This is a genomic window from Nocardioides sp. Iso805N, from assembly GCF_000364605.1.
GTDB lineage: Bacteria > Actinomycetota > Actinomycetes > Propionibacteriales > Nocardioidaceae > Nocardioides.
This window is the reverse complement of the sequence record NZ_KB822577.1, coordinates 354,650-378,139: the sequence shown is the minus strand read 5'-3', so window position 1 is coordinate 378,139 and position 23,490 is coordinate 354,650. Positions and strand designations below refer to the sequence as shown.

General features: G+C 69.7%; 21 protein-coding genes. 9 read left to right on the top strand and 12 right to left on the bottom strand.

What is annotated here, in order from left to right; translation table 11 throughout:
* Positions 1–7 precede the first annotated feature (7 nt).
* Genes H036_RS0109420 through H036_RS0109400 form a run of 5 tightly spaced genes read right to left on the bottom strand, consistent with a single transcriptional unit; the run spans position 8 to position 5,004 of the window.
* Complete coding sequence (locus H036_RS0109420) at positions 8–865, bottom strand: alpha/beta fold hydrolase (RefSeq protein WP_017934538.1); 858 nt, start codon at positions 863–865, stop codon at positions 8–10.
* Positions 862–2,037, bottom strand: a complete 1,176-nt coding sequence (locus tag H036_RS0109415; RefSeq protein ID WP_017934537.1) for a hypothetical protein — start codon at positions 2,035–2,037, stop codon at positions 862–864. The genes H036_RS0109420 and H036_RS0109415 overlap by 4 nt, the downstream gene beginning before the upstream one ends.
* On the bottom strand, positions 2,034–2,903 hold the full coding sequence (locus H036_RS0109410; RefSeq protein WP_017934536.1) for an alpha/beta fold hydrolase: 870 nt from the start codon (positions 2,901–2,903) through the stop codon (positions 2,034–2,036). The genes H036_RS0109415 and H036_RS0109410 overlap by 4 nt, the downstream gene beginning before the upstream one ends.
* Entirely contained in the window at positions 2,900–3,832 is a 933-nt protein-coding gene (locus H036_RS0109405; protein ID WP_017934535.1) for a VOC family protein, read from the bottom strand. The genes H036_RS0109410 and H036_RS0109405 overlap by 4 nt, the downstream gene beginning before the upstream one ends.
* Positions 3,829–5,004 carry an acyl-CoA dehydrogenase family protein gene (locus H036_RS0109400; protein ID WP_017934534.1) on the bottom strand — a complete coding sequence of 392 codons (1,176 nt, stop codon included), beginning with the start codon at positions 5,002–5,004 and terminating at the stop codon, positions 3,829–3,831. Before H036_RS0109400 ends, H036_RS0109405 begins: the two co-directional genes overlap by 4 nt.
* Before the next feature lie 210 nt (positions 5,005–5,214).
* Between H036_RS0109400 and H036_RS0109395 the strand changes: the two genes are divergently transcribed.
* The 9 genes from H036_RS0109395 (at position 5,215) to H036_RS0109355 (ending at position 14,795) form a co-directional block, all read left to right on the top strand.
* Positions 5,215–6,180, top strand: a complete 966-nt coding sequence (locus H036_RS0109395) for an isocitrate lyase/PEP mutase family protein (RefSeq protein ID WP_017934533.1) — start codon at positions 5,215–5,217, stop codon at positions 6,178–6,180.
* A complete protein-coding gene (locus H036_RS0109390; RefSeq protein ID WP_017934532.1) occupies positions 6,177–7,610 on the top strand; it encodes an FAD-dependent oxidoreductase in 1,434 nt (477 codons plus the stop codon). Before H036_RS0109395 ends, H036_RS0109390 begins: the two co-directional genes overlap by 4 nt.
* Positions 7,604–8,404, top strand: coding sequence for an SDR family NAD(P)-dependent oxidoreductase (locus H036_RS0109385; protein ID WP_017934531.1), 801 nt, complete (start codon positions 7,604–7,606; stop codon positions 8,402–8,404). Before H036_RS0109390 ends, H036_RS0109385 begins: the two co-directional genes overlap by 7 nt.
* Positions 8,405–8,543: 139 nt before the next feature.
* Complete coding sequence (locus H036_RS0109380; RefSeq protein WP_017934530.1) at positions 8,544–9,128, top strand: cysteine hydrolase family protein; 585 nt, start codon at positions 8,544–8,546, stop codon at positions 9,126–9,128.
* Positions 9,129–9,151: 23 nt separating this feature from the next.
* Entirely contained in the window at positions 9,152–10,618 is a 1,467-nt protein-coding gene (locus H036_RS0109375; protein ID WP_017934529.1) for an FAD-dependent oxidoreductase, read from the top strand.
* Complete coding sequence (locus H036_RS0109370) at positions 10,615–11,418, top strand: aspartate/glutamate racemase family protein (RefSeq protein ID WP_017934528.1); 804 nt, start codon at positions 10,615–10,617, stop codon at positions 11,416–11,418. The genes H036_RS0109375 and H036_RS0109370 overlap by 4 nt, the downstream gene beginning before the upstream one ends.
* On the top strand, positions 11,415–12,761 hold the full coding sequence (locus H036_RS0109365; protein ID WP_017934527.1) for an FAD-dependent oxidoreductase: 1,347 nt from the start codon (positions 11,415–11,417) through the stop codon (positions 12,759–12,761). The genes H036_RS0109370 and H036_RS0109365 overlap by 4 nt, the downstream gene beginning before the upstream one ends.
* Positions 12,762–12,867: 106 nt before the next feature.
* A complete protein-coding gene (locus H036_RS0109360) occupies positions 12,868–13,485 on the top strand; it encodes a trimeric intracellular cation channel family protein (protein WP_017934526.1) in 618 nt (205 codons plus the stop codon).
* Between the two features lie 38 nt (positions 13,486–13,523).
* The gene (locus H036_RS0109355) at positions 13,524–14,795 is read left to right on the top strand and encodes an amidohydrolase (RefSeq protein WP_017934525.1); all 1,272 of its coding nucleotides are present in this window, start codon (positions 13,524–13,526) and stop codon (positions 14,793–14,795) included.
* 64 nt (positions 14,796–14,859) lie between these two features.
* Here the strand turns inward: H036_RS0109355 and H036_RS0109350 are convergent, their stop codons facing one another.
* The 7 genes from H036_RS0109350 to H036_RS22310 all read right to left on the bottom strand — a co-directional run bounded on the left by H036_RS0109350 (position 14,860) and on the right by H036_RS22310 (position 23,314).
* Positions 14,860–16,596, bottom strand: coding sequence for a CocE/NonD family hydrolase (locus H036_RS0109350; RefSeq protein WP_017934524.1), 1,737 nt, complete (start codon positions 16,594–16,596; stop codon positions 14,860–14,862).
* On the bottom strand, positions 16,596–17,525 hold the full coding sequence (locus tag H036_RS0109345; protein WP_017934523.1) for an MBL fold metallo-hydrolase: 930 nt from the start codon (positions 17,523–17,525) through the stop codon (positions 16,596–16,598). The genes H036_RS0109350 and H036_RS0109345 overlap by 1 nt, the downstream gene beginning before the upstream one ends.
* On the bottom strand, positions 17,522–18,436 hold the full coding sequence (locus H036_RS0109340) for an alpha/beta hydrolase (RefSeq protein ID WP_017934522.1): 915 nt from the start codon (positions 18,434–18,436) through the stop codon (positions 17,522–17,524). The genes H036_RS0109345 and H036_RS0109340 overlap by 4 nt, the downstream gene beginning before the upstream one ends.
* A gap of 3 nt (positions 18,437–18,439) precedes the next feature.
* Positions 18,440–19,567 carry an FAD-dependent monooxygenase gene (locus H036_RS22320; protein ID WP_017934521.1) on the bottom strand — a complete coding sequence of 376 codons (1,128 nt, stop codon included), beginning with the start codon at positions 19,565–19,567 and terminating at the stop codon, positions 18,440–18,442.
* Between the two features lie 11 nt (positions 19,568–19,578).
* Positions 19,579–20,565, bottom strand: coding sequence for a phosphotriesterase (locus H036_RS0109330; RefSeq protein WP_017934520.1), 987 nt, complete (start codon positions 20,563–20,565; stop codon positions 19,579–19,581).
* A gap of 4 nt (positions 20,566–20,569) precedes the next feature.
* Positions 20,570–21,454, bottom strand: a complete 885-nt coding sequence (locus tag H036_RS22315; RefSeq protein ID WP_017934519.1) for a hypothetical protein — start codon at positions 21,452–21,454, stop codon at positions 20,570–20,572.
* A 147-nt stretch (positions 21,455–21,601) separates the two neighbouring features.
* A complete protein-coding gene (locus H036_RS22310; protein ID WP_017934518.1) occupies positions 21,602–23,314 on the bottom strand; it encodes an MFS transporter in 1,713 nt (570 codons plus the stop codon).
* Between the last annotated feature and the right edge of the window lie 176 nt (positions 23,315–23,490).

Sequence of the window (23,490 nt, the reverse complement as noted above, 5' to 3'; positions counted from 1 at the left end):
GTGGCTCCTAGAGACGTCCGTCGATGAGGCCGTCGAGCAGCGCCTCGAAGGTTTGCGGGTGCTCGATCTGCGTCCAGTGGCCGCAGCCGCCGAGCACGTACAGGTTCGCCCCCGGGATTGATTCGGCGAAATACCTCGACGCGGCCACCGGGATGATGCGGTCGTCGCGGCCGTGCACGCACAGAACGTGGTGGGGCAGCGTGGCGAGCTCCTCGCGGGTGAAGAAGCGGCGCGCGCCGTGCGGGTCGAAGCTGGCCTCGTGCGAGCGTCGCACGTCCTCGCGCGTCACGTACTCCATCCGCTCCTTGACCACCCGGTCGATGGTCCCGCGCAGCGGCTCGAGGTCGTGGACGAACTCGGTGAGCAGCCCCTCCAGGGACTCCGCCGACGGGTCGGCGTAGAACTCCCGCAGATGCGACAGGCCCGGGCTCACCGGCATGTCGGGCGCGCCACCGCTGCCCATCAGCAGCACCTTGTCGATCCGCTCGGGGTGGTCCAGCGCCAGGATCAGGGCGAGCTGGCCGCCCATCGAGTTGCCCACGACGTGCACCTTCTCCAGGCCGAGCTCGTCGAGCAGAGCCAGCACGGCCCGCGCCCGCAGCTCATTGAACGGGCCCATGCCGCGGGGCGGATCCAGCGGGTGGCTGGAGTCGCCGAAGCCGACCATGTCGGGGGCGATGCAATGGAAGCGTCCGGCGAGGTCCTCGAGGATCCGCTCCCAGTTGGACAGGCCGGTGGCACCCGGCCCGGAGCCGTGCAGGAACAACACGGTCTCCAGGCCTGGGTCGCCGGAGGCATACACGCGCAGATCGAGGTCGAGGCCGTCGACGGTGACGGCGACGTCGGAGGTCCGGATGTGGCTCACAGGTGCACCGCCACGAGTTTCTCGGCGCCGAGGTGGCGACCGCCCCAGGCCCGCGCGAGCGGGTCGTCGTAGAGGAACGCGTGCGAGCTGGCGGCGACCACGTCCTGGAACTTGGCCTGCAGCGGGTGGTCGAGGAACGCCGAGCGCCCGGACGCCACCCGCATCAGCGCATGAGCGGCGTCGGTGGCGGAGTTGGCGGCCTTGGCGACGTCCCAGCGGTACCAGGCACGCTCCTCCAGGGACGGGATCCGCCCGGCCTCGGCGTGCTCCATCAGCTCGCGCCCGGCCCGCAGGATCTTGAGTCGTGCCGCGTCGAGCTGCCACTGCGCCTCGGCCAGGTGGTTCTGTACCAGGCCCTCCTCGCGCAGCATCACGCCGTAGTTCGTACGGCGCGTGCGCGTCTCGGCGACCCAGGAGTCGACGAACCCGGTGACCGCCCCGACCGCGCCGGCCGCGATGATCAGGTTGAAGACGACCGCCCACGGGGTGCGGTAGAGGGGGCCGTCGTTCTTCTCCTGGCCGGGCAGCGGTGTGCCGAGGCCGTGGGTGTAGAAGAGGTGGGACTGCCCGCGGTGCTCGGGCACGAACACGTCGTCGACGACTACGTCGTTGGACCCGCTGCCGCGCAGGCCGGCGACGCTCCAGGTCTGCTCGACGCGGTAGTCGCCCTCGTCGAGGATGACGGCGGTGAAGTCGGGGTGCTCGACGCCGTCGATCTCGCGCGTGCCGGCGATCCCGCCGAGGATGACGCCGCTGGAGATCCCGATGCCGGAGGAGAAGGACCATCGCCCGGAGACCCGGTAGCCGCCGGCGACCTTCTCGATCTTTCCGGTGGGCGTGTACGAGGAGGCGATCCGGCGGTCGGGGTCCGTGCCCCAGATCTCCTCCTGGGTCTGCTCGGGGAAGAGCGCGATCTGCCACGGGTGGACGCCCGCCACGGAGCTGACCCAGCCGGCCGACGCCGAGTGGCGGCCGACCTCGATGATCGCCTCGGCGTACTCGTCGAGGGCGACCTCGCCCCCGCCCCAGCGGGCGGGCTGCAGGGCACGCAGGATGCCGGAGTCGGTGAGGGCGGCGAGGGCCACGTGCGAGAGTCGGCCCTGGGCGGAGCTGACCGCGTCGCTGGCGGCCAGCGTCGGGCCGGCGGCCCTGACCTTGTCGACCAGGCTCATGACAGGCCTCCCTCGGCGAACGTGCGCAGCAGCGCGGCGAACTTGTCCGCCTGCTCGATCTGCGTCCAGTGGCCGCACTCGTTGATGACGAACAGGTCGGCGTGTGGCAGGTGCTCCGCCAGGTAGTAGCTGGACTCGATCGGGACGATCGCGTCCTGGCGACCGTGCACGACCAGTGCCGGCACGTCCATCCGGGCCAGGTCCTCGGCGGTGAAGGACAGCATCTCGGGGGCGAACATCGCGCGGTGACCGGCCTCGATCCAGGGCCGCTGCACGATCGGCATCCGCTCGGCTGCGACCTCCTCAACCTTGTCGCCGAAGGCCTGCTTGTCGTGCACGAACTGGATGAGAAGATCGGCCATCGCCTCGACGCTCGGATCGTCGAAGTAGGTGACCAGCTTGATCAGGCCCGGCGTCGGCTCGAGGCCGGGCATGCCGCCGGAGCCCATCAGCGCCAGGCCGGCGACGAGTTCGGGGCGCAGCTGCGTCATGCGCAGGGAGTACATCCCGCCCATCGAGTTGCCGACCAGGATGACCTTCTCGATGCGGAGTGTGTCGAGGAGCGCGAAGAGCGCGTCGATGCGGACCTCGGCCTGGGCCTTGAAGCCCTGCGGCTGCGGGTCGGGGTAGGAGGAGTCGCCGAAGCCGAGGATGTCGGGGGCGATGCAGTGGAAGCCCTCACCAAGGGCGTCCAGGACGCCGCGCCAGTTGCTGCCGGCGGTGACGCCGGGGCCGGAGCCGTGCAGGAAGAGCAGGGCCGGCTGCCCGTACTCCCCGGTTTGCAGGACGCGCAGGTGACGGCCGTCGCTGATCGCGATGTCGTCCTCGCGGATCCGGCTGGCGGTCTCGATCGTGGTGCTCGTCACCGGCCCGCCTCCGCACCATCGGCCGGCTCCAGCATGCGGAAGATTCCCGGCGGGCCGTCGAGGTACGCCTGCGAGCGGTGGTGCCCCCAGATCGAGGGCACGTCGTGGTAGCCGGCGACCCAGGCGAGGTCGTCGACGCTGATGCCGCCGTGGCCGTACTCGATCTGCAGCGAGCTCGGGGTCTGGACGTAGATCGACGTCATCAGGTCGTTGGTGTGCCGCCCCAGGGAGAGCAGGATCTCCCGCTCCGGGTCCTCGCTGAACAGATCCACCGCCGTGCCGAGATCGTCGAAGTTCTCCACCTCGAGCATCAGGTGGTTGATGCCGGTCATGCCCGGGATCTCCGCGACCGCGAGCGAGTGGTGGCGGCCGTTGCAGTGGTAGAAGCGCAGGTTGAAGATGTCGCTCTTGACCTTGTCCGAGAGCCGGAATCCGAGCGTCTTGGCGAAGAAGTCGTCGGCCTGCTCGAGGTTCGGCACGATCAGCACGATGTGGCCCAGACCGAGGTCGCCGGTGACGAAGCGGCCGCGCATCGGGCGAGCGGGGAAGAAGGAGTTCGGGTCGGAGTACTGGCCCCAGATCAGCTCGTGCCGGTTGCCGAACGGGTCGGTGAACCAGTAGAGCTCCGCGACCCGGCGCTCCTTGAGCTCCTCCTCGGTGCCGTCGTGGATCTCCAGGCCCTTGCCGCGCAGCTCGGCGACGTAGGAGCGCAGCTCCACCTCGTTGTGGCAGGCCCAGCCGGCGTAGCGGAGCTCGTCCTGCTCGGCCGGGTGGATGGCGATGCGGTAGCCGGCGTCGTCGACCTTGACCCGAACGGCGCCGTCGGGACCGTCCTCGGCGATGACAGCACCGAGCAGGCGGGTCGCGTAGTCGCGCCACTCCTCGGATTTGGGGGACGCGATGCCCAGGTAGGCGAGTTGGGTGATCACAGCATGACCTCCGGTGCGGTGGAGTTGAGGAGATGAGCGCCGTAGTACTGACCCACGGCGTCGGAGACGAGGAAGGCGTGGCCGAGCTCGGCGGTCACGTCCTGGTAGATCCGGTGGAGCGGGTGGTCGACGAACACCGTGCGGCCCGAGGCGACGCGGTGCAGCTGGTTGATCGCCAGGCCGACCTGCTGGCAGCCGCGAGTGATGTTCCACCGCATCCGGGCGCGCTCGCCGCGGTCGAGGAAGACGACGGCCTCTGCGGCGGCGGTGATCGTGTCGATGGCGTCGTACATCTTCAGGACGGCGGCCTCGTGCACCCACTCGGCCTCGGCGAGGTGCATCTGCATGAGCGGGTCATCCTTGAGCGAACCGCCCCAGTTGGCCTTACGGCCCTCAGTCTCGGCGCGCCACTCGTCGAGGTATCGCCGACCCAGGCCGAGCATCGGCGCGACCAGCACGAGGTTGAACATCACCGCCCACGGCACTTGGTAGAGGGCGCCGGTGTTGACCGCCAAACCGGGCGCCGGGCGCTCGGGGTTGTACTCGTAGAGCGGGCTGGAGAGGAACCGGCTCACGGGGATGAAGGCGTCGTCGACGACGATATCCTTCGAGCCGGTGCCCCGGGAGCCCTGAACGTGCCAGGTGTCCTCGATGACGTACTGGTCGCGGTAGAGCAGCGCCGAGCCGTAGTTGGGCACCTCGACGCCGGGAGCGACCTCGACCTTGCCGGCGAAGCCGCCCAGGATCACCCCCTGCGCGTGATCGGAGCCGGAGGAGAAGGACCAGCGTCCGCTGACCCGGTAGCCGCCCTCGACGGGCTCGATCTTCCCGGTCGGGGCGTAGGAGGAGGAGGCGTTCCAGTTCGGGTCTGTGCCCCAGATCTCCTGCTGCACCTCCTCGGGGAACAGCGCCAGCTGCCACGGGTGCGACCCGACGACGCCGGCGACCCAGCCCGCAGAGGGGGCGATGCGGCCGAGCTCGTAGACGGCCGCGAGGTGCTCGCGCAGGGAGAGCTCGCCACCGCCCCAGCGCTTCGGCTGCAGCCCGCGCATGAGCCCGGACTCCAGCATGTACTTGTAGGTCCGGTCGGTCAGCGAACGCTGCTCGGCCGACAGGTCCTCTTCGGCACGGAACTCGGGTTCCAGCCGGCGGATCTCGTCGAGGACGGACATCCGTGAGCCCTCCATCAGGGTCGGACGCGGCCAATGCGAAGTGACCCACGTCTCTGTAGTGGTCGTTACGGGGACGTTATCCCCGTAGTGATCGCTCTAGCAAGGCCTCGCGGCACAATTTAGTGACCGCAATCACGAGATCCCCTTGCGTCAAACGTGAGCCGAGTGTCACAGTCTCTGTAACGACCACTACAGAGAGTGAGGATCGGCGTGTCCACCTCCGCCTCCCCCAACGCCCTCGGCGACCTCTCCGCGCTCACCGGCGTCGGCCCGATGCCGTCCGCGCAGGAGCGTCGCGCCGACCTCCGCACAGCCCTGTCCGCATCGACGACCGGCTCGCCGCTCGTACTCCCCGGCGTCACCGACGCTCTGGGTGCCCGACTCGTCGAGGAGGCCGGCTTCGCCGCCGCGTACGCCACCGGCGCCGGCCTGGCCAACGCCGGCTACGGCATCCCGGACCTCGGTCTTGTCTCGCTCGGCGAGGTCGTCGACCACGCTGGTCGGCTCAACGAGGCGACCCGGCTGCCGCTGGTCGTCGACGCCGACACCGGTTACGGCGGCCCGCTGGCGGCGATGCGGACCGTACGCCTGCTCGAACGCGCTGGCGCCGCAGCGATCCAGCTCGAGGACCAGGAGATGCCCAAGCGATGCGGTCACTTCGACGACCACGCGCTCATCCCCGCGGGCCACATGCAGACCAAGATCGCCGCGGCCTGCGAGGCCCGGACCGACGCAGACCTGGTGATCATCGCACGCACCGACGCCCGATCCGTGCATGGCATCGACGAGGCCATCGCGCGAGCCACGGCGTACGTCGAGGCCGGCGCCGACGTGATCTTCGTCGAAGCGCCACGCACCGTCGAGGAACTGGAGCTCGTCGGACGCGAGCTGGCCGGCGTGCCGCTCGTGGTCAACGTGGTCGAGGGAGGCAGGACACCGCAGCTGGAACTGAAGGAGTACGTCGACCTCGGCTTCGGGGTCGTGCTCTTCGCCAACTACCTGATGCGCTCCATGCATCTCGCCGGGCGGGAGGCGCTGGCCCACCTGCGCGAGCACGGCGAGACCGGTTCGCGCGCCGATCGGATGGCGACCTGGTCACAGCGTCAGGAGCTCTTCGGCCTACCCGCGTTCACCGCCGCGCAGACGAGCCTCGACCGCTCCTGGGAGGAGCTGTGAGTGCACCGGTCACCGGCCTGCCGGTCCAGGACGAGCTGCCGGATCGGGTCGGCGTCCTGGTCCTCGGCGCGGGACTCGCGGGGTGTGCCGCCCTGCTGGCCGCCGCCGAGGCCGGGCAGTACGCCCTGTTGTTGGAGAAGACCTCGCAGATCGGCGGCTCGACGGTGAAGTCCGCCGGACTGTCCGCCTTCGCGGGCACCGACGAGCAGCGCGAGCAGGGCATCGCCGACGACGTCGAGCTGCTCCGCAAGGACCTCCTCGAGGTCGGCCGGCACCGCAACGACGAGGCACTGGTCGACCTCTACTGCGAGCACCAGCTCGAGACGTACCGGTGGCTGAAGGCACACGGCGTGCGCTACGGCGAGATCCACGCGGCTTCGGGGCAGTCCGTTGCGCGCAGCCATCCGACCGACACCACCGCGATGCTGGTCAGCCTGTTGCGCGCGGCCGGCGAGCTGGGCGCCCGGATCGTCTTCGATACCCCGGCCCGACGGCTGCTCACCGGCCCCGACAGCAACGGCGCCATCCGTGTGATCGGTGTCGAGGTCGACACTCCTGACGGCCCCCGCGAGGTGCTGGCCGACGCGGTCGTCCTCGCCACCGGCGGCTTCTCCATGGACGCCGACCTGCTCACGACCTTCGCCCCGCAGCTGGAGCACGCCCTGCGCCAGGGTGGCGCCGGCAACACCGGGGACGGCCTGAAGATGGCCATGTCCATCGGGGCGGGGCTGCGCGACACCCCGTACATCAAGGGCACGTACGGGCACTACGCCGCCGAGCACCCCGACGAGGACGGCACCGGCATCCTCGCCGTCTACAAAGGCGCGATCGCGGTCAACCGCGAGGGCCGTCGCTTCGTCGACGAGTCGCGCAACTACAAGGACCTCGGCGACGTGGCCCTCGCCCAGCCCGGTGTCACCACCTGGCAGATCTTCGACGGCCGGGTGATGGCGCACAGCAACGACGAGGTGCCGATCTATGAGTTCGCCGGACGCGAGCGTGCGGGAATGCTGGTCCGGGCCGACTCGATCGCCGGGCTCGAGGAGCGGCTCGCGCTGCCCGAGGGCTCGCTGCAGCGCACTGTCCGCGACTACAACGCCGCGGCTCGTGGCGAGCGGCCCGACGAGTTCGGCCGAGCGCATCTCTCCGGCGGCGTCGGGACGGCCTTCCCTCTGGAGCAGGCGCCGTTCTACGCCCATCCCAGCGGCACCGTCGTGCTCGCGACGTACTGCGGCCTGACCGTCGACACGCGGCTGCGCGTCCTCGACTGGGACGGCGAGCCCATCCCCCGTCTCTATGCCGCCGGCGAGCTGGTCGGCGGCTTCCACGGTGCCGGCTACATGACCGGCACCTCGATCGGCAAGGCCGGCATCTTCGGCCGCCTCGTCGGCACCCATGCAGCAGCAGAGGAGAGTGAGCTCGAGTGGTGACACCGTTGTTCGACCTGACCGGCCAGGTGGCGCTCGTCATCGGCGCCGGCGCGGGCGGCCTGGGAGCCGAAGGCGCCGAGGCGCTGTCCCGGCACGGCGCCACCGTCGCGATCGCGGACCTCGCCACGCGCAAGGACGACGTCGAGGCCACCGCGGCCGCCCTCCGCGGCGCAGACGAGGTCGTGAGCACGCACGAGGTCGACGTCACCGATGAGGCATCGGTCGCCGCACTCTTCGAGCAGGTGCTCGAGATACACGGCCGCATCGACGTGGTCGCCAACTGCGCCGGCGTCATGCTCCGTCGCGAGTACGACCAGACCTCGCTGGCGGAGTTCGAGCGGGTGGTCCGGGTCAACATGACCGGCTGCTGGCTGGTCGCGCGCCAGGCCGGCATCGCGATGACCCGCAACGAGCCGCGCCTGGACGGATCTCGCGGGCGGATCGTCAACCTCACCACCGTGTACGCCGAGCGCGTCGGCCCCGTGCCCGAGTCGGCGTACTACGCCTCCAAGGCTGGCGTCGTCAACGTCACCCGGGCGCTGGCGAGCGAGCTCGGACCCGAGGGAATCACGGTTAACTGCCTGGCACCGGGGGTCTTCTACCCGACCAAGATGACAGCGGCGCTCGCCGACCAGCCGGACCGCCTCGAGTGGTTCGCTCAACGCACCATGCTCGGTCGCCTCGGCGATCCGGCCGCCGACTTCACCGGCCCGCTGCTCTTCCTCGCCAGCCCCGCCTCCTCGTACGTCACCGGCCAGGTGCTGTACGTCGACGGCGGCTGGTCCGCCTGGTGACGCGCCGACTCGCGCGCAACGTCGCTCCCCCATCACGCCGAGTCGGCGCGACTTCGCGCAAGAGATACACCGACTCGGCGCTCATTCCGACACAACATGCGCCGACTCGGCGACCGGACCCACGAAGGACTGACTGACCATGACCTCCACCAAGGCCCTGCTGATGCTCGACTACCAGGTCGCGCTGTGCGAGGAGGGGCCGCATCTGAAGGCGCCGCCGCTGCAGGCCCAGATCGCCGAGCGTGATGTCCTTGCCACCGCCGAGCGGGTGCTGGAAGCGGCCCGTGCGGCCAGGGCTCTGGTCGTGCACGTGCGACTCGCGTTCGACCCCTCCTACAAGCTGCGCACCAACCGGCTCGCCCGGTTCGACCCGTACGAGAACAACCGCGTCATGCTCGCCGACTCACCGGAGGCCCAGATCGTCAAGGCACTGGCTCCGATCGAGGGCGAGCCGGTCGTCGACAAGGGTTGCGTCAACCCGTTCATCGGCACCGCGCTGCGCGAGATGCTCGCGGCCGAGGGCATCACCGAGGTGGTCCTGGGCGGGGTCGCGACCAACCTCGTCGTCGAGTCCGCCGCACGGCACGCCTCCGACTCCGGCCTGCAGGTGACCATCGTCGAGGACATGTGCGCCTCCTTCGCCCCCGAGCTCCACTCGTTCGCGATGGAGAAGGTGCTGCCGCTGTTCGGCACCGTCACCACCGCCGCCGAGCTCACCTTCTGACCGGATCCGAGAGAGGACCCCCCATGACCACGATCCACAGCTACGACGTCGTCGTCGTCGGCGGCGGTGTCGCCGGACTGTCGGCAGCCTGCTCGGCTGCCGAGGCCGGCGCCCGGGTGGTGCTGCTCGAGCGCTCGACCGAGGCGGAGACCGGCGGCAACACCCGTTACACCGAGGCCTTCTTGCGGATGAAGTCGCTCGACCAGGTCGCCGACGGCTTCGAGGACGTCCTCGTCGACGACTTCCAGGGCCACCCCGACCCGTACCTCGTCGCCGACGCCGTCCACCCGTTCGCGAAGCAGAGCGCGCTCTACCGCGCCACACACACGGTCAACCCCGACTACGTGGCCGCCCTGTCCGAGAACGCCCCGCACGCCCTGGCCTGGCTGGCCTCCCACGGCGTCCGGTTCGACTTCGTCCCGACACCGTTCCTGACGCAGTCGACCACCCGGATGGCACCCGTCGGTGGCGGCCTCGCGATCGTGGAGACGATGGGCAAGGCCGCCCGCGGCCTCGGTGTCGACTTCTCGTTCGAGACCACCGCCCGCCGGCTGCTCTTCAACGAGCACGGCATCGACGGAGTCTTCGCCCACACCCCGGCAGGAGCCGCCGAGTTCCGCGGCCGGGCCGTGCTGGCCAGCGGCGGCTACCAGGGCAACAGCGAGCTGATGGCCCGCTACCACGGCGACAAGGCGATGACATGTCGCCCGGTGGCCCGCGGAGGCAACTACAACAAGGGTGAGGGCCTGGAGATGGCGCTCGCCCTCGGGGCCGCCACGGCCGGCAACTTCTCGCTCTTCCACGCCGAGCCGGTCGACCCGCGCTCCGGCGAGGCTGAGGCGGCGATCTTCTGCTTCCCCTACGGCCTGCTGGTGAACAAGGAGGGTGAGCGCTTCGTCGACGAGGCTCGCGGCACCGTCGACGCCTGGTACGAGCGCACCACCCGCACCATCCAGGCCCAGACCGAGGGCATCGCGTGGGTGTTCCTCGACCAGCAGGGCCTCGCCGTACCCAACATCATGGCCGGCGTCCGCACCGACATCGCTCCGGTCACCGGTGCCACCGTCGGCGAGCTCGCGGCGAAGCTGGGGCTCCCGGTCGGTGCGGTCGAGGCGACCGTCGCGGCGTACAACGCCGCCTGCCCGCCCCGCGACGGCTACGACCCGCTGGTGCCCGACGGCCTGGCCACCACTGGCGTGACTCCGGCCAAGTCGAACTGGTCGCTGCCGCTCGGGCAGGGGCCGTTCGTCGCCTACCCGATCATGGCCGCGAACGTGTTCACCTTCGGCGGGCTGAAGACCACCGCCGACGGCGAGGTGGTCGACCGGGACGGCAACCCCATGACGGGCCTGTACGCCGCCGGCGAGATCACCGGCCTCTACTACTCCAACTACACCGGCTCCACGTCGGTGCTGCGCGGGGCGACCTTCGGCCGGATCTGCGGCACCAACGCCGCCCGCGCCGAAGGCCCGAAGGCGGCGGCCCGATGAGGATCTGGCACCAGAGCTTCACCGTCCTCGACGACGTCCCGCACTACCGTGATGCGCTCGCCCGCCACCTGCAGTCTCAAGCTCAGCCGGGCACCACGATCGACCTTCACGGGATGCGGCCCGGGACCTATCCCTCCGACTACCCGGGCACGCATATCGGGTACGCCTACCTCTCCGGGCTGCACCGCGAGCAGTTCGTCGAGGGGGCGCTGCGCGCGCAGGACCAGGGCTACGACGCGTACTTCATCGCGACGATCCCCGACACCGGCTACGAGGAGATCAAGACGCTGGTCGACATCCCGGTCGTCACCGTCGGGCACACCTCGCTGCTCGCCGCCGCCGCGCTCGGCGACCGCGTCGGCATCGTCAACTTCATCGCCGCCCTGGAGCCACAGCTGCGCCACAACGCTCGGAGTTACCGACTCGATGCGCTGCTCGGCCCCATCGTGCAGGTGGAGGCCGCCTTCCACGACGTGATGGCTGCCTACGCCGACCCGGTACCGCTGATCGAGGCCTTCGAGCGGGCCGCGCGCACCGCGATCGCCGCCGGGGCCAACGTCATCGTGCCCGGGGAGGGGCCGCTCAACGTGTTCCTGGCCGACCGGGGCATCGCGCGAGTCGATGACGTACCGGTCCTCGACTCGCTCGGCACCTGTATCCGCACCGCCGAGATGCGGGCGGCGCAATATGCCGGCTCCGGGCTGCGGCCACACCGCGCGGGCTTCTTCGGCGCAACCCCGCCGCGCGCGCTCGTCGACGCGGCTCGCGCGTTCTACGGCGTCTCGGCGGCGCTGGCATGAGCGCCGGGCTGCCCTGGGACGGTGAGGTCGACGTCGCAATCGTCGGCGGCGGTGCCTGCGGCATCATGACCGCGCTGCGGGCTGCCGAGCGCGACGACCTGGTGATCGCGGTCTTCGAGAAGTCGACGCGAGAGGGCTGCAACGCCGCCATCTCATCGGGATCGCTGGGTGCCGGAGGCACCCGATTCCAACGGGCGGTGGGCATCGACGACTCGCCGCAGCGGTACGCCGACGACATCCTGCGGGCCAGCGGCGACGAGGAGTGGCGACCGGTCGTGGAGGCGCTGTGCGCGGTGGCCCCGGCGTTGGTCGAGTGGGTCGCCGACTCCGGGTATCCGATCGAACTCGGCACCGACATGCCGCGCGCCGGGATGTCGGTGCCCCGGCTCCACACCGACGTAGGCCGTCAAGGCGGGGGTCGGCTGATGCGGCACCTGCATGGGCTGCTCGACCAACGCCCAGGCGTGGTGTTCGTGGACGAGGCACCCGTGGTCGGACTGGTGTCCGAGCCCGACCGTTCCGCAGCCGGCTGCCGCGTCGTCGGAGTCGAGGTGGCCCAGAACGGCGCCGTCCAGCGGATCCGCGCCACGCACGTGGTGCTCGCCTCGGACGGCTTCGCGGCCCACTCCGCACTGACCGAAGAACACTTGGCACATCTCGGCCAGCCGTTCTACGGCGGCGTCGCCACCTCCACGGGCGACGCCCTCGCCTGGGCGACCGGCTTGGGTGCGCAGCTGCGCAACATGGGCGCCGGGCTGCGGTCGGGACTCGTCGTGGTGGACCGCGGCACCCGGGTCTCTCCGGCCCTGCCGTTCAACGGGGCTGTGCTGGTCAACACTGCCGGCGAGCGGTTCGTGGACGAGGAGTCCAAGGGCTATTCCGGCATGGCCGGAGTCCTCCAGCAACAGCCCGGCGAGCGGGCCGCGATGATCTGGGACGACACCGCGATGGCAGCCACCCGCGAGTCGGAGATGATGCGCGAGACTCTCGCGTCCGGCGGAGTCCGCGACCTGGCGACGCCCGAGGAGCTCGCCTCGGCGCTCAGCCTCGACGTCGAGGCCACCGGTCGGGCCCTGACCCCGATGCCCGGCCGGCGGCAACTGATGGCGCCGTATCACCTCGCCTGGGTGACCCACGGCCTCCTCACCACCCAGGGCGGACTGGTCATCGATCCGGCCGGGCACGTGCTCGATTCGCATGCCGCACCGATCGCGGGGCTGTACGCCGGCGGTGGCACCGCCTGCGGCCTCGCAGGCCCGACCTCCGACGGCTATCTGTCGGGCAATGGGCTGCTCTCCGCGCTGGGCATGGGCTGGATCATCGGCACCTCGCTAGGAAGTTAGCCACACCCGCGGGTCGGGCTCCTCCACAAGACCCGGCACGGTAGTGCACGGTCCGCGTCCGCCGGCGGCAGCGGGAACGGCTCACTGCGAGGTAGACAGGTTGTTCATGGACACCTCGTCACCGACCTACTTGGTCCTGGACCTGACCGGCACGTTCGCGTTCGCGCTCAACGGCGCACTGACCGCGACCCGGATCGCGCGCCTCGACATCGTCGGCGTGATCACACTGGGCATGTTCACAGCACTCGGTGGCGGGATCGTGCGTGACACCCTGCTGGGAGCACTGCCACCGGCCACGTTCCAAGATTGGCGCTACCTGGCCATCGCGGCCGGCGGCAGCCTGGTGGCCTTCGTGGCCGGCCGAAGGCTGGACCGGCTCGCGATCCCCATCCTGGTGCTGGACGCGGCCGGTCTCAGCCTGTTCGCCGTCAGCGGCGCCCTCAAGGGCCTCGAACTCGGCTCCGGGTTCGGCCAGGCGGTCATCCTCGGAGCGATCACCGCCGTGGGAGGCGGAACACTGCGCGACGTGCTGATTCGCGAGATCCCCTCGGTGCTGACCAGCGGGCTGTACGCGATCCCAGCACTGGCGGGCGCCCTGATCGCGGTCGCGGGTGACCGCATCGGCGTCGCCGACCTCCCCTCCGCGGTCGCCGGTGCGGTGCTCTGCTTCCTCATCCGCATGTACGGCGTGCACTTCGACGTAGACGCCCCGAAACCCCGCTAGCCGAGGCCGATCAGCCAGACCGGGAGCATGATGGCGTCATGGCCCACGAAGCAGCCACCAACGTCCTCGACGGCCCAGACGGCCTCGCATCCGTCCGCGGCTGGCAGGAGGAGTTCTACCGCGACCTGCACGCCCATCCCGAGCTTCCCCACCAGGAAAATCGCACGGCGAGCAACGTCGCTGCACGCTTGCGGGAGGCCGGTCTCGAGGTCCACGAAGGCATCGGTGGCACCGGCGTCGTCGGGATCCTGCGCCACGGCGAGGGCCCCACGATCCTGCTGCGTGCCGACATGGACGCACTCCCCGTGCGCGAACAGACCGGCCTTCCCTACGCCAGCAACCAGACCACGTCAGACGGCACGCCGGTGATGCACGCGTGTGGCCACGACGTGCACGTCACCTGCCTACTCGGAGCCACCACCCTCCTCGCCCGCGCCCCAGCGGCCTGGTCAGGCACACTGGTCGCGCTGTTCCAACCCGCCGAGGAGACCGCGGACGGCGCACGGGGAATGCTCGACGACGGCCTGGCCGACCTGGTGGGCAAGGTTGATGTGGGGATGGCCCAGCACGTGCTGCCCCTCCCCGCGGGCACCGTCGGCACCCGCACCGGACCGGTCCTATCGGCCGCGGACAGCATGAAGGTCACTCTCCACGGCCGCGGCGCCCACGGCTCGATGCCGCAGGCGTCCGTCGACCCGGTCGTGCTGGCCGCGAGCATCGTCATGCGACTGCAGACCATCGTCGCCCGCGAAGTAGCGCCAGGCGACACCGCCGTCCTCACCGTCGGCAGCATCCAAGCCGGCACCAAGAGCAACGTCATCCCCGACCAAGCGGTCCTCCAGCTCAACGTCCGCACCTACGACGAGCAGACCCGCACCGCCGTGCTGGCCGCGATCGAACGGATCGTCCGCGCCGAATGCATCGCGTCCGGCTCACCCCAGGAGCCCGAGTTCGAGCTGTTCGACCGCTACCCGCTCACGGACAACGACCCCACTGTCACCGACCGGGTCGCGGCCGCCTTCGCCGCCCACTTCGGCGAGCATGCCGTCGAACTCGCCCAGCAAAGCGCAAGCGAGGACTTCAGCGACATCCCGCGCGCACTCGGCACCCCCTACACCTATTGGGGCATCGGCGGCATCGACCCCGACCTGTACCGGACCGCCGAGCAGGCGGGGTGCATCTCCCAGGACATCCCCGTCAACCACTCCGCCACCTTCGCGCCCGTCCTCCAACCCACCCTCGACACCGGCACCCGAGCCCTGGTCGCGGGCGCCTTGGCCTGGCTGCACCGCAGCAGCGCCACGCACTGACGCGCACCAAGTCGCCCGGCAGGAGGCGGTCCACCCGGATCGTCGTTGACGAGGCGAGTCTGTATCAGGCGCGTACCTCAGTGGCGAACGGCAGCACCAGACGCGAGGGGTGCTGGGCGTCGCGGTAGATCGTGTGCGTGACCGGGCGACCGACTGGAACGTGGAAGGCATCAGGCGGGAGGAGCGAGTTGTGGTCATCGACCAGCGGCTCGTCGCAGCTCACCTCCACGGTCACCTTGTGACCCGGCAGGATCGTGGCGGCCATCGGGTAGATCCGCAGCACATACTCTTCGATCGCGCCCGGGGTCACCGGCACCTTGCGGGTCAAAGGGTGGACCGGTGAACCGAGTGTCGACTCCTCGAGGTCCAACTCCCGCATGGACGCCTTCAGGTACGCGGTCGTCACAAGCCGTCGCTTCCCCGAGGGAGCCACATCCCACATCCGCATGATCCAGTTGGTGTCGTCCTGATCGATGCTGGCGAACAGGTGGAACGCACCGGTGCCCATCAGGGTCGTCGGCCGCTCGAACACCTCGGTCGACCACGACAAGATCTCGACCCGGTCGGTGACCGTGAGCGGCGCCTGGAAGAAGCCGTCGGGTGCGGCGTACTCCGTGCCCATCGTCTCGGGTTCAAAGGAGAGCTTCCGGCGCGGGCGGAGGTAGAGCTCGCGGTACTCGGCCGGCTTGGGCGGGAAGGCATCGCCTTCGACGTAGGTCCGGGTGCCCTCGACGAAGACGGAGACGGCCGGCTCCTCGTCGACGCCGTTGTCGATGCCCTTGATCCACTTGTCGTACCAGCGGAACATCTTGTCGTGCTCCTCGATGAAGGGGCGCGACTGCATCGGCGGGTAGGGGCCGATGGTGAGCTTCTTGTTGGCCGCCGGGATGCGGTTGAAGCACTCGATGGTGCCGTCCATCGTCCACCCGCGGCCCTGGTCGATCTGCAACCACACCGGGATGTCGATGTTGGTGGCCAGATTGACCGGGTTGCGCTCCTCGTACCACGCGCCGTCGACGTCGTTCATCACGATGTCGAACCAGGCCTCGTGGTTCTTCGGGTAGTGCAGCGTGTGGAAGAGGTTCGGCCAGGCCTGGATGTCGGGGTCCGTCAGCCGCTCGGCGACGAGCTTCTCGATCTCCTCGGGCGCATGGCTCTCGAGCATGCGGGACTTCACGCCGTCGGTGAACGCCCAGCCGGAGTCGCCGCCGCGGCCCTCGCGCGCGGCACGCGGCATCAGCCACATCACGCCGCCGTGGTACGTGGTCTCGTAGAAGTCGTAGTGACCGCCGGAGACGAAGATGGCCCTGAGCGACGGGGGCCGCTCAGCGGCAGCCAGCACCTGCATCGAGCCGAAGTAGGAGATGCCGATCATGCCGACGTTGCCGTCGCACCACGGCTGGGCCGCAACCCACTCGATGAAGTCGTAGGCGTCCTGGCCCAGCGGCACCCCGCCGGCGTTGTAGTTGCCGATGTGCTCGCCCTCGGAGTAGCCCGATCCGCGCAGGTCGCCGATGACGTGGACGTAGCCTTCGGCGACGACGCGGGCGATGTCGCCGGCTTCGATGCAGCCGTCCCACATCGGCGAGGGGCGCTTCTGCGGCGGCATCGTCAACGCGAGCGCCTGCAGCTCCTTGCCATAGGGGCTCAGCGCGACCAGCGCCGGGCGAGGTGTGGTGAAGTCCTCGGCGTAGGCGTCGCCAGCGAGGCCCACGCCGTCACGCATCGGGACGACCAAGTCCTTCAGGGCAAGGATCCTCCGGCCGCCCACGTCGATGGCTTGCTGGGTGGTCTCCCGCATCAGGAGGGCTCCTTCTCGGTCGCGGTGTAGCCGTTGAGCGTGGTGAAGAACGGGGAGGGCTCGAGCGTCGGATCGCCGGTGTAGCCGAGCTCGGCCGCGTGCGCCTCGAAGGGCGAGTACGGCGACCGGCTCGTCCGGCGTGCGGCGCGGGAGGCGCCGGCGCGCACCTGGGCCTCGCGCTCGAGGCTGGCGTCCAGCGCGGCACGAGCATCGCCCGCGGCCAGCGCCACGTGGTACGGCGTGCCGTCCATACGGCGGTAGGGGTGCCCGAGGTAGAGATGCTGCGGTTCCAGGGCAACGAGCCGCACCAGGGACGCACGGTAGGCGTCGGGGTCCTCGTACCCGGGGAACCCGCTGGCCGCGCCGTAGCACTGCGCCGCGTCGCCAACGAAGACGTGCTCGCTGGCACCGGCGGCGTCCTGGACCACGTAGGTGACGGCGCCGGGGGTGTGTCCCGGGGTTGCGACCACGCGCACGCGGACACCACCGAGATCCAGGAGGTCGCCGTCGCGGACGGTGCGCGAGGGCTGCATCTCACCGGAGACGGCCTCGAGCACCTCGGCCGACTTGGTGGCCTCGAGCGCTTCGGTGTCGACGTACGACCCTCGCAAGGCGAGGGCCTCCTCGACGTGGGCACGGCGCGAGGCGAGGAAGTGCGCGTCGGTCTCGGAGATGACCACCTGCGCTCGACGCCCGGTCGCCTCCCACAGCGCGTACGCGCCGCCGACGTGGTCGATGTGACCGTGCGTCAGCAGGATCCAGCGGACGTCCTGGATGCGCCTGCCCAGCCTCTCCAGCTCCGCGGGCAGGTTCGCCGCGGAGGCGGTGACGCCGGTGTCGACGAGCGCGAGCTCGGGTCCGTCGATCAGGAAGCTGTAGAGCGCGAAGCGGCCCCAGGGCGCCGCGATGGGATGGATCGCCACGCTCATGCGAGGAACTCCGCGGTCTCGGCGAAGGCCCGGTAGTAGTCGGGGATCCAGTAGAAGTGCTGCACGAAGCCGTGGCCGGCGCCCTGGTAGCGGCTGACCTTCGCCTCCACACCAGCGGCCAGCAACCGTTCGCCGTAGCGTTCGCCCTCGTCGCGGAGCGGGTCGAACTCACCGGTGATGATGAGGGCTGGGGGCAGGCCCGTGAGATCCTCGCGCTTGATCGGCGAAACCCGAGGATCGGCAGGATCGGCACCGCTGTTGATGTAGAACGCGTTGAACGGCTTGAGGCCGGCGGTCTCCAGCCCGTAGCCGACGGCGTTCTCGCGAAGCGAGGCATACCGGTCGATGTCGAAGTCCAGGTCGAGCGAGGGGTAGAACAGCACCTGCTGCGTAATGACGTCGAACCCGTCGTCCTTGGCCATCCCCGCGACGACGGCGACGAAGGTGCCCCCCGAGGAGTCGCCGGCGAGCGCGAGGGTCTCGCCGTTCCAGGCGAGCGCCTCGGGCCGCTCCGCGACCCAGCGGACGACGCCGTAGCAGTCGTCGAGGCCAGCGGGGAAGACGTTCTCCGGAGCGAGCCGGTAGTCGACGGCGACGACCCGCAGCCCCGTCTCCCGGGCCAGCGCACGTGCGACGTGGTCGTGGGTCTCGAGGCTGCCGAGGAAGAACGCGCCGCCGTGCAAGTACACGAGCACGCCGTAGGAGTCGGCCACGGCAGGCGTGTAGACACGGACCGGTACGTCGCCGTTCGGCGTGGCCGCCGTCAGGTCCTCCACCGCGTGCAACGCAAGACGCTCCTGGGGTGCCGCGACCTGGTCCTCCTCCTGGGCGCGCATCACCTTCGGGTCGAGGGGGCCTTCGGGGTGCGGCAGGGAGGCCAGCACCTTGGCGATCTCAGGATGCAGCGGCATCGCTCAGGCCCCTGCCGTCGTCGCCGTCGTCGCACCGACCTGGCCGGGCTTCTGGCCCGGGAAGACGTCGTCGATCTCCTCGTCGGTCCAGCCGTTGCGCGAGATGCGCTGCAACTCATCGGTGACCGGCTTGCGGATGGCCTGGAAGCCGGCGAGCGCCTCCGCGACCGATGTCGCCCGCTCAAGGGCATCGGCGAGGGCGCCGGCGTCCAGGATGGCGGAGTTGGCGCCCTGGCCCTGGTGGTGGCACATGGCGTGGGCCGCGTCGCCGATCAGCACGACAGCTCCCGAGTGCCATACCGGCACCGGGTCGATGTCGTAGACCGCCCGGGCGTTGACCGTGTCCATGTCGAGGTTGCGGGTCATCTCGACGAGCCGCTCGTCAAAGCCCTCGACGGTCTTGAGGATTTCTTCCTTGGTGACCACCGGCGCCCAGCTGCTGTCGGGGTTGAGCGCCGTGATGTCGAAGGAGACCTGCCCACGGTGCAGCAGGGGCAGCAGGTAGATCTTGGTGCCGCGGCCGATGTACATCCGCAGGTTGCCGTCGGCGACCATGCCGAAGGTGCCGGCCGCGTCGATGACCGCCCGGTAGGCGTGCTCGCCGGCGAAGACCGGCCGTTGGTCGCTGAAGAGCTGCTCGCGCACGATCGACTTGATGCCGTCGGCGCCGACGACGAGGTCGAAGGTGGCGCTCTCCCCATTGGCGAAGTGCAGGGTCGCGCCGGCGCCCTCGTCGACGACCTTCTCCAGCCGGTGACCCAGCTTGACCATGCCCGCAGGCAGCACGCTGACCAGCGCATCGATGAAGTCGCCGCGATGGATGAAGCGAGTCGTCTCGCCGTAGGCCGCCTTCTCCGGCCACTCCTCCTGGGCGATGCGGTGGGCATCGGCGGTCAGGATCTCGAAAGCGTCGCTCGGCGAGCTGACCGACATGATCGCCTCGGCGCTGCCGCGCTTGTTGAACTGGTGCATCGAGGAAGGACGCAGGCCGATGCCGGCGCCCACCTCGCGGATCTCGGTGGCCTGCTCGAAGACGGTGACGTTCGCACCGAGGTTGCTCAGCGCCTTCGCCGCTGCCGCGCCGGCGTAGCCGGCACCGACGACGGCGATGTTCAGGTTCGTGATGTCCATGGTGGGGGCTCTCAGTTCTGTGGCTGGAGGGTCAGGAAGTCGGCCGGGAGCTCGACGAAGATCCGGTTGATCGTGGCGTCGTCCACCCCGTTGTCCCGCAGCGCAGGGAAGAGGGTGTCGAACAGGTAGTTGATGGTGTGCCCCTTGACTCCCGGCCAGCCGAGCGGACTGCAGTTGGCGTCGGCCGAGGCGAGGACGCTGTCGGTCAGCCCGTCGCGCAGGTAACCAAGGAAGTGCTCGAGGCGCTCCTGGCGCGGACGACCCCAAAACGGCGGGTCGGGCAGCTCGAGGTCGTAACCGAAGGTGTCGAAGCCGATCCGGCCGCCCTGCTCCGCGATCCACCGGTCGCGCACCTTGCCCTGACTGACGCCGTCGTCGGCATGACCGAAAAGGACGCGGTGCAGCGGCAAACCCTCCTCGGCGAAGATCTCGACGGCCGGCTCGGCGTCGACGGCGAGGTGGGTGAAGATCGGCACGCCGGTCTCCAGGGCCGCGCGAGCAGCAGCCCGGTAGATGCGCAGGTCGAGCTCTTTCATCTTGAAGCCGCGGCTGACGCCGACCTTGATGATCCCCGCCTTGCCGCCGGTGCGGCCGATGCCGACGGTGATCTCGTGGACGAACTGGCGGTAGAGGTAGTCGACGCTGGCACGCTCGAAGAACGCGAGGGCGGTGTCGCCGCCCACGAAGCCGGTCGAGGCGACGATGTGGACGCCCGTCTTCGCCGAGAGCGACTGGTAGTAGTCGATGTCACGGCCGTTGCAGATGCCGGTCGCGTCGACGAAGGTGGCGCCACCCCACGGGAGCGTGTTCTCGTGGAACGTCCGCAGCTTGGGGACGGTCTCCTCGTAGCGCTGCTCGGGCGTCTTCCACCACTGGGTGTCGAGCTCGGAGCCGGGCATGCCGTAGCCGATGTGCTCGTGGATGGCGACGAACCCGAGCTCTTCGGGCGCAATCGGACCCAGGACGGTGTTCACACGATCGATGTGAGCGGCGGTCATATGCTCATGCCTCCTTCGCGGCGAGCAGGGCAGCGGGGTTAGCCACGAGCAGCTGGTGGCGGAGCTCGGCCGGCACGGCTTCGATCAAGCCGGCATACGACGCGGGCGCGGCCTCGTGGCCGAACGTGAGCGCGGCACCTCCTGTGGCCAGCAGGGTCCTGGTCGCGTTGCCGTCATAGGCGAAAGCGACGGCAGCATGGACGTCGGTGAAGACCACGAACGCACCGGCAGCGGCGATGTCGGCGGCACTCTCCCCCACGTTCGAGACGGCGACCCGGTCGGCTGCCAGCTGCTCCTCGACCGCGACGGCGAGCTCGGCCATCGGGTCGTTGCCGGCGCGGAGGGCGAGAGCGACACCGGTGTCGAGCGCGGCCCGTGCGCACCCGCGCAGCTGACTCTCATCGGTCGCGGTCATGCCGTCGGGCGTCGTGGCGGTCGAGATCAACCCGGCCGCGCCCCGGCGCTCGACGCGCGGCACGACCATGCCCTCGGTGACCTCGGCGGCGTAGAGCGCGGCGAACTTGGCGGTCGGCCAGGGCGTCGGCGGGTTGGTCTGGGGGGTGAGGAAGTAGCCGCCGAGCATTCCCTCCTCCATCTGGCCGGAGGAGGCGACGATATGCACCCCCGTGGCCCGGGAGACCGCCTCGTAGAGCGGCACGTCGCGCCCGGCGAACATGCCGCCCGCGTCGACGACGGTCCCGCCGCCGGCAGCTCGGAAGGCGTTGAGCTTCTCGGCGATGGCGCGGAAGACCCGTGCCCGGTCGATGTCGATGTCGTAGCCGTACTGGGCGCCGGGAAGCACGGAGAGCAGCGTCTCGCGCACGGCGACGATGCCGAGCTCGGCGCCGGACACCGGGCCCAGCACGGTGTTGACGGTGGTGGCTGTCATGGGGGCCTCACGGTCGGATGGTGGTGCAACGCACCCTGTGGCGCTTGTCACGGTAGCCGTTTGCTTAACACCATGTCAAGGACGTAAACGCCATGAAAACAAAGGGGCCGCGCACCGCGATCGGCGGTGCGCGGCTCCTCCACAGCATCAGACGGGCTGGACATCCTCAGCCACGCCAGCGACCTGGTGGATCACGTCGGTGCCCAGCTCGACGGCCTGCTCCGAGGCGCTCTTGGCACCCGCCAGCCCCACGGCCGCGAGGACCGCCGAGACCAGGGCGCAGATCGCGGCGACCAGGAACGTGACGTTGAAGGCGTGCGACAGCGAGCTGAAGGCCAGCTCGTGCAGGGCGGCCGGCATGTCGACGAACGGCTTGCCGGTCTTCGGGTCGCTCAGCACTGGCACCGAGTTGACCGCCACCGCGCCGCCGCCCTCGGCGATGCCGTGCAGGGCTCCCATCACGGCGCCCGTCGGCACGTGTGCGTCCAGCGGCCTTCCGAGGACGGTGAAGCCCTGGTGCGCGGCCTTGGCCAGAGCGGCGTCGAGGCCGCTGTGGAGCCTGCGGTTGGCGATCGAGTTGTAGATCGCCCCTCCCAGCACCGGTCCGAGAGCGAACCCGAAGTCGCGCAGCAGGTTGGTCGTTGCCGAGGCCATGCCGGCGAGCCGGAGCGGAACGGCGTTGATCGCCACCGCGGTGATGGAGCCCACCGTCAGCGCGAAGCCCACGCCGTTGAGGACCATCGGCGCGATGAACACGACGAAGTCCGCATCGTGCGGAGCCCCGTGGGCATCGAGGAAGGAGTGCGCGTCGAAGCGCGAGGCCCAGAACGCGGCGACGGCGATGCAGGCGAAGCCGGCGGTCAGCACCCACTGCGGGCTGACCGAGTGGATGAGCTTGGCGACCAGTGGGACGAGCAGGAGAGCAGGGATCTGGATGACGAGGAAGAGGATGCCGATGTAGACGGCGCCGATGTGGATCACGGTGCCCAGGAACATCGTCATCGAGAAACAGATCGCGAGGTAGGCGAACATCCCCAGCACTGCCACGATGCCGGTGATCGCGAAGGCGCGGTTGGCGAACAGATCGAGATGGATCAGCGGCGACGGCGTCCTGATCTCGTTCACAACGAAGGCGACCAGGAAGACCGCGGCGATCACGAAGCCTGCGACGATCTCACCACGCCCGTAGCCGTCCTCCGAGCCTTGGGTGAGCGCCCACACCAGCGCGAGGAGGCCGATGATCAGCGCGAACTGGCCGGGCAGATCCAGCTTGCGTCCTTCCGGAGCCGAGGAGTTCTTCGCCCCGAGTGAGGCGAGTAGCGCGAGGACCGCCAAGCCGATCGGAATCCAGAACGACGACTTCCAGTGACCACTCTCCGCGAGCGAGCCGGCGGCGATGGGCGAGACAGCGGCCCCGATGGAGAGGAAGCCGGCCCACAGCGCGATGGAACGCGCGCGCGTCACCGAGTCGGGCGCAAGCGCCGCGATCATGGTCAGGGAGATCGGGTAGAGCGCGCCGGCGCCGATGCCGGCGATCGCCTGACCGACCCAGAGCGCGTGGACGTTGCTGGCCCCGAGGAGGGTCACCACCTCCCCGACGATCAACACCGCGAGGCCGCCCAGCAGCAGCTGCTTGCGGCCGAACATGTCACCGAACACGCCGAAGGTGAGCTCGAAGAGCACCATCGCGGCGGCGAAGGCGGCGCTCACCCAGGTGAGCTGGGCGCCGGAGATGCCGAGATCCTGCTGGATCGTTCCGAGGACGGAGGCCGGCAGCGAATACGCCACCTGGGCCACGAACACGCCGAGACAACCGGCGATCAGTGTCGGGACGTAGCCCCGCAGCTGAGTGTCACTCATCGAGTGCTCCTTAGGCATGGAAGCGGGTCGTCTCGCGCCTGCCTCGCATCGGAGTACAGCGAAGAACCAACCCGGACGTGATGGGCATCACGCCTTGATGCGTGCACCGTGCCATGCAAATTTACATGATGTCAAGTAAAAGCTCATTGCGTATTAGCGCAAGCCGAGGCGGCCGT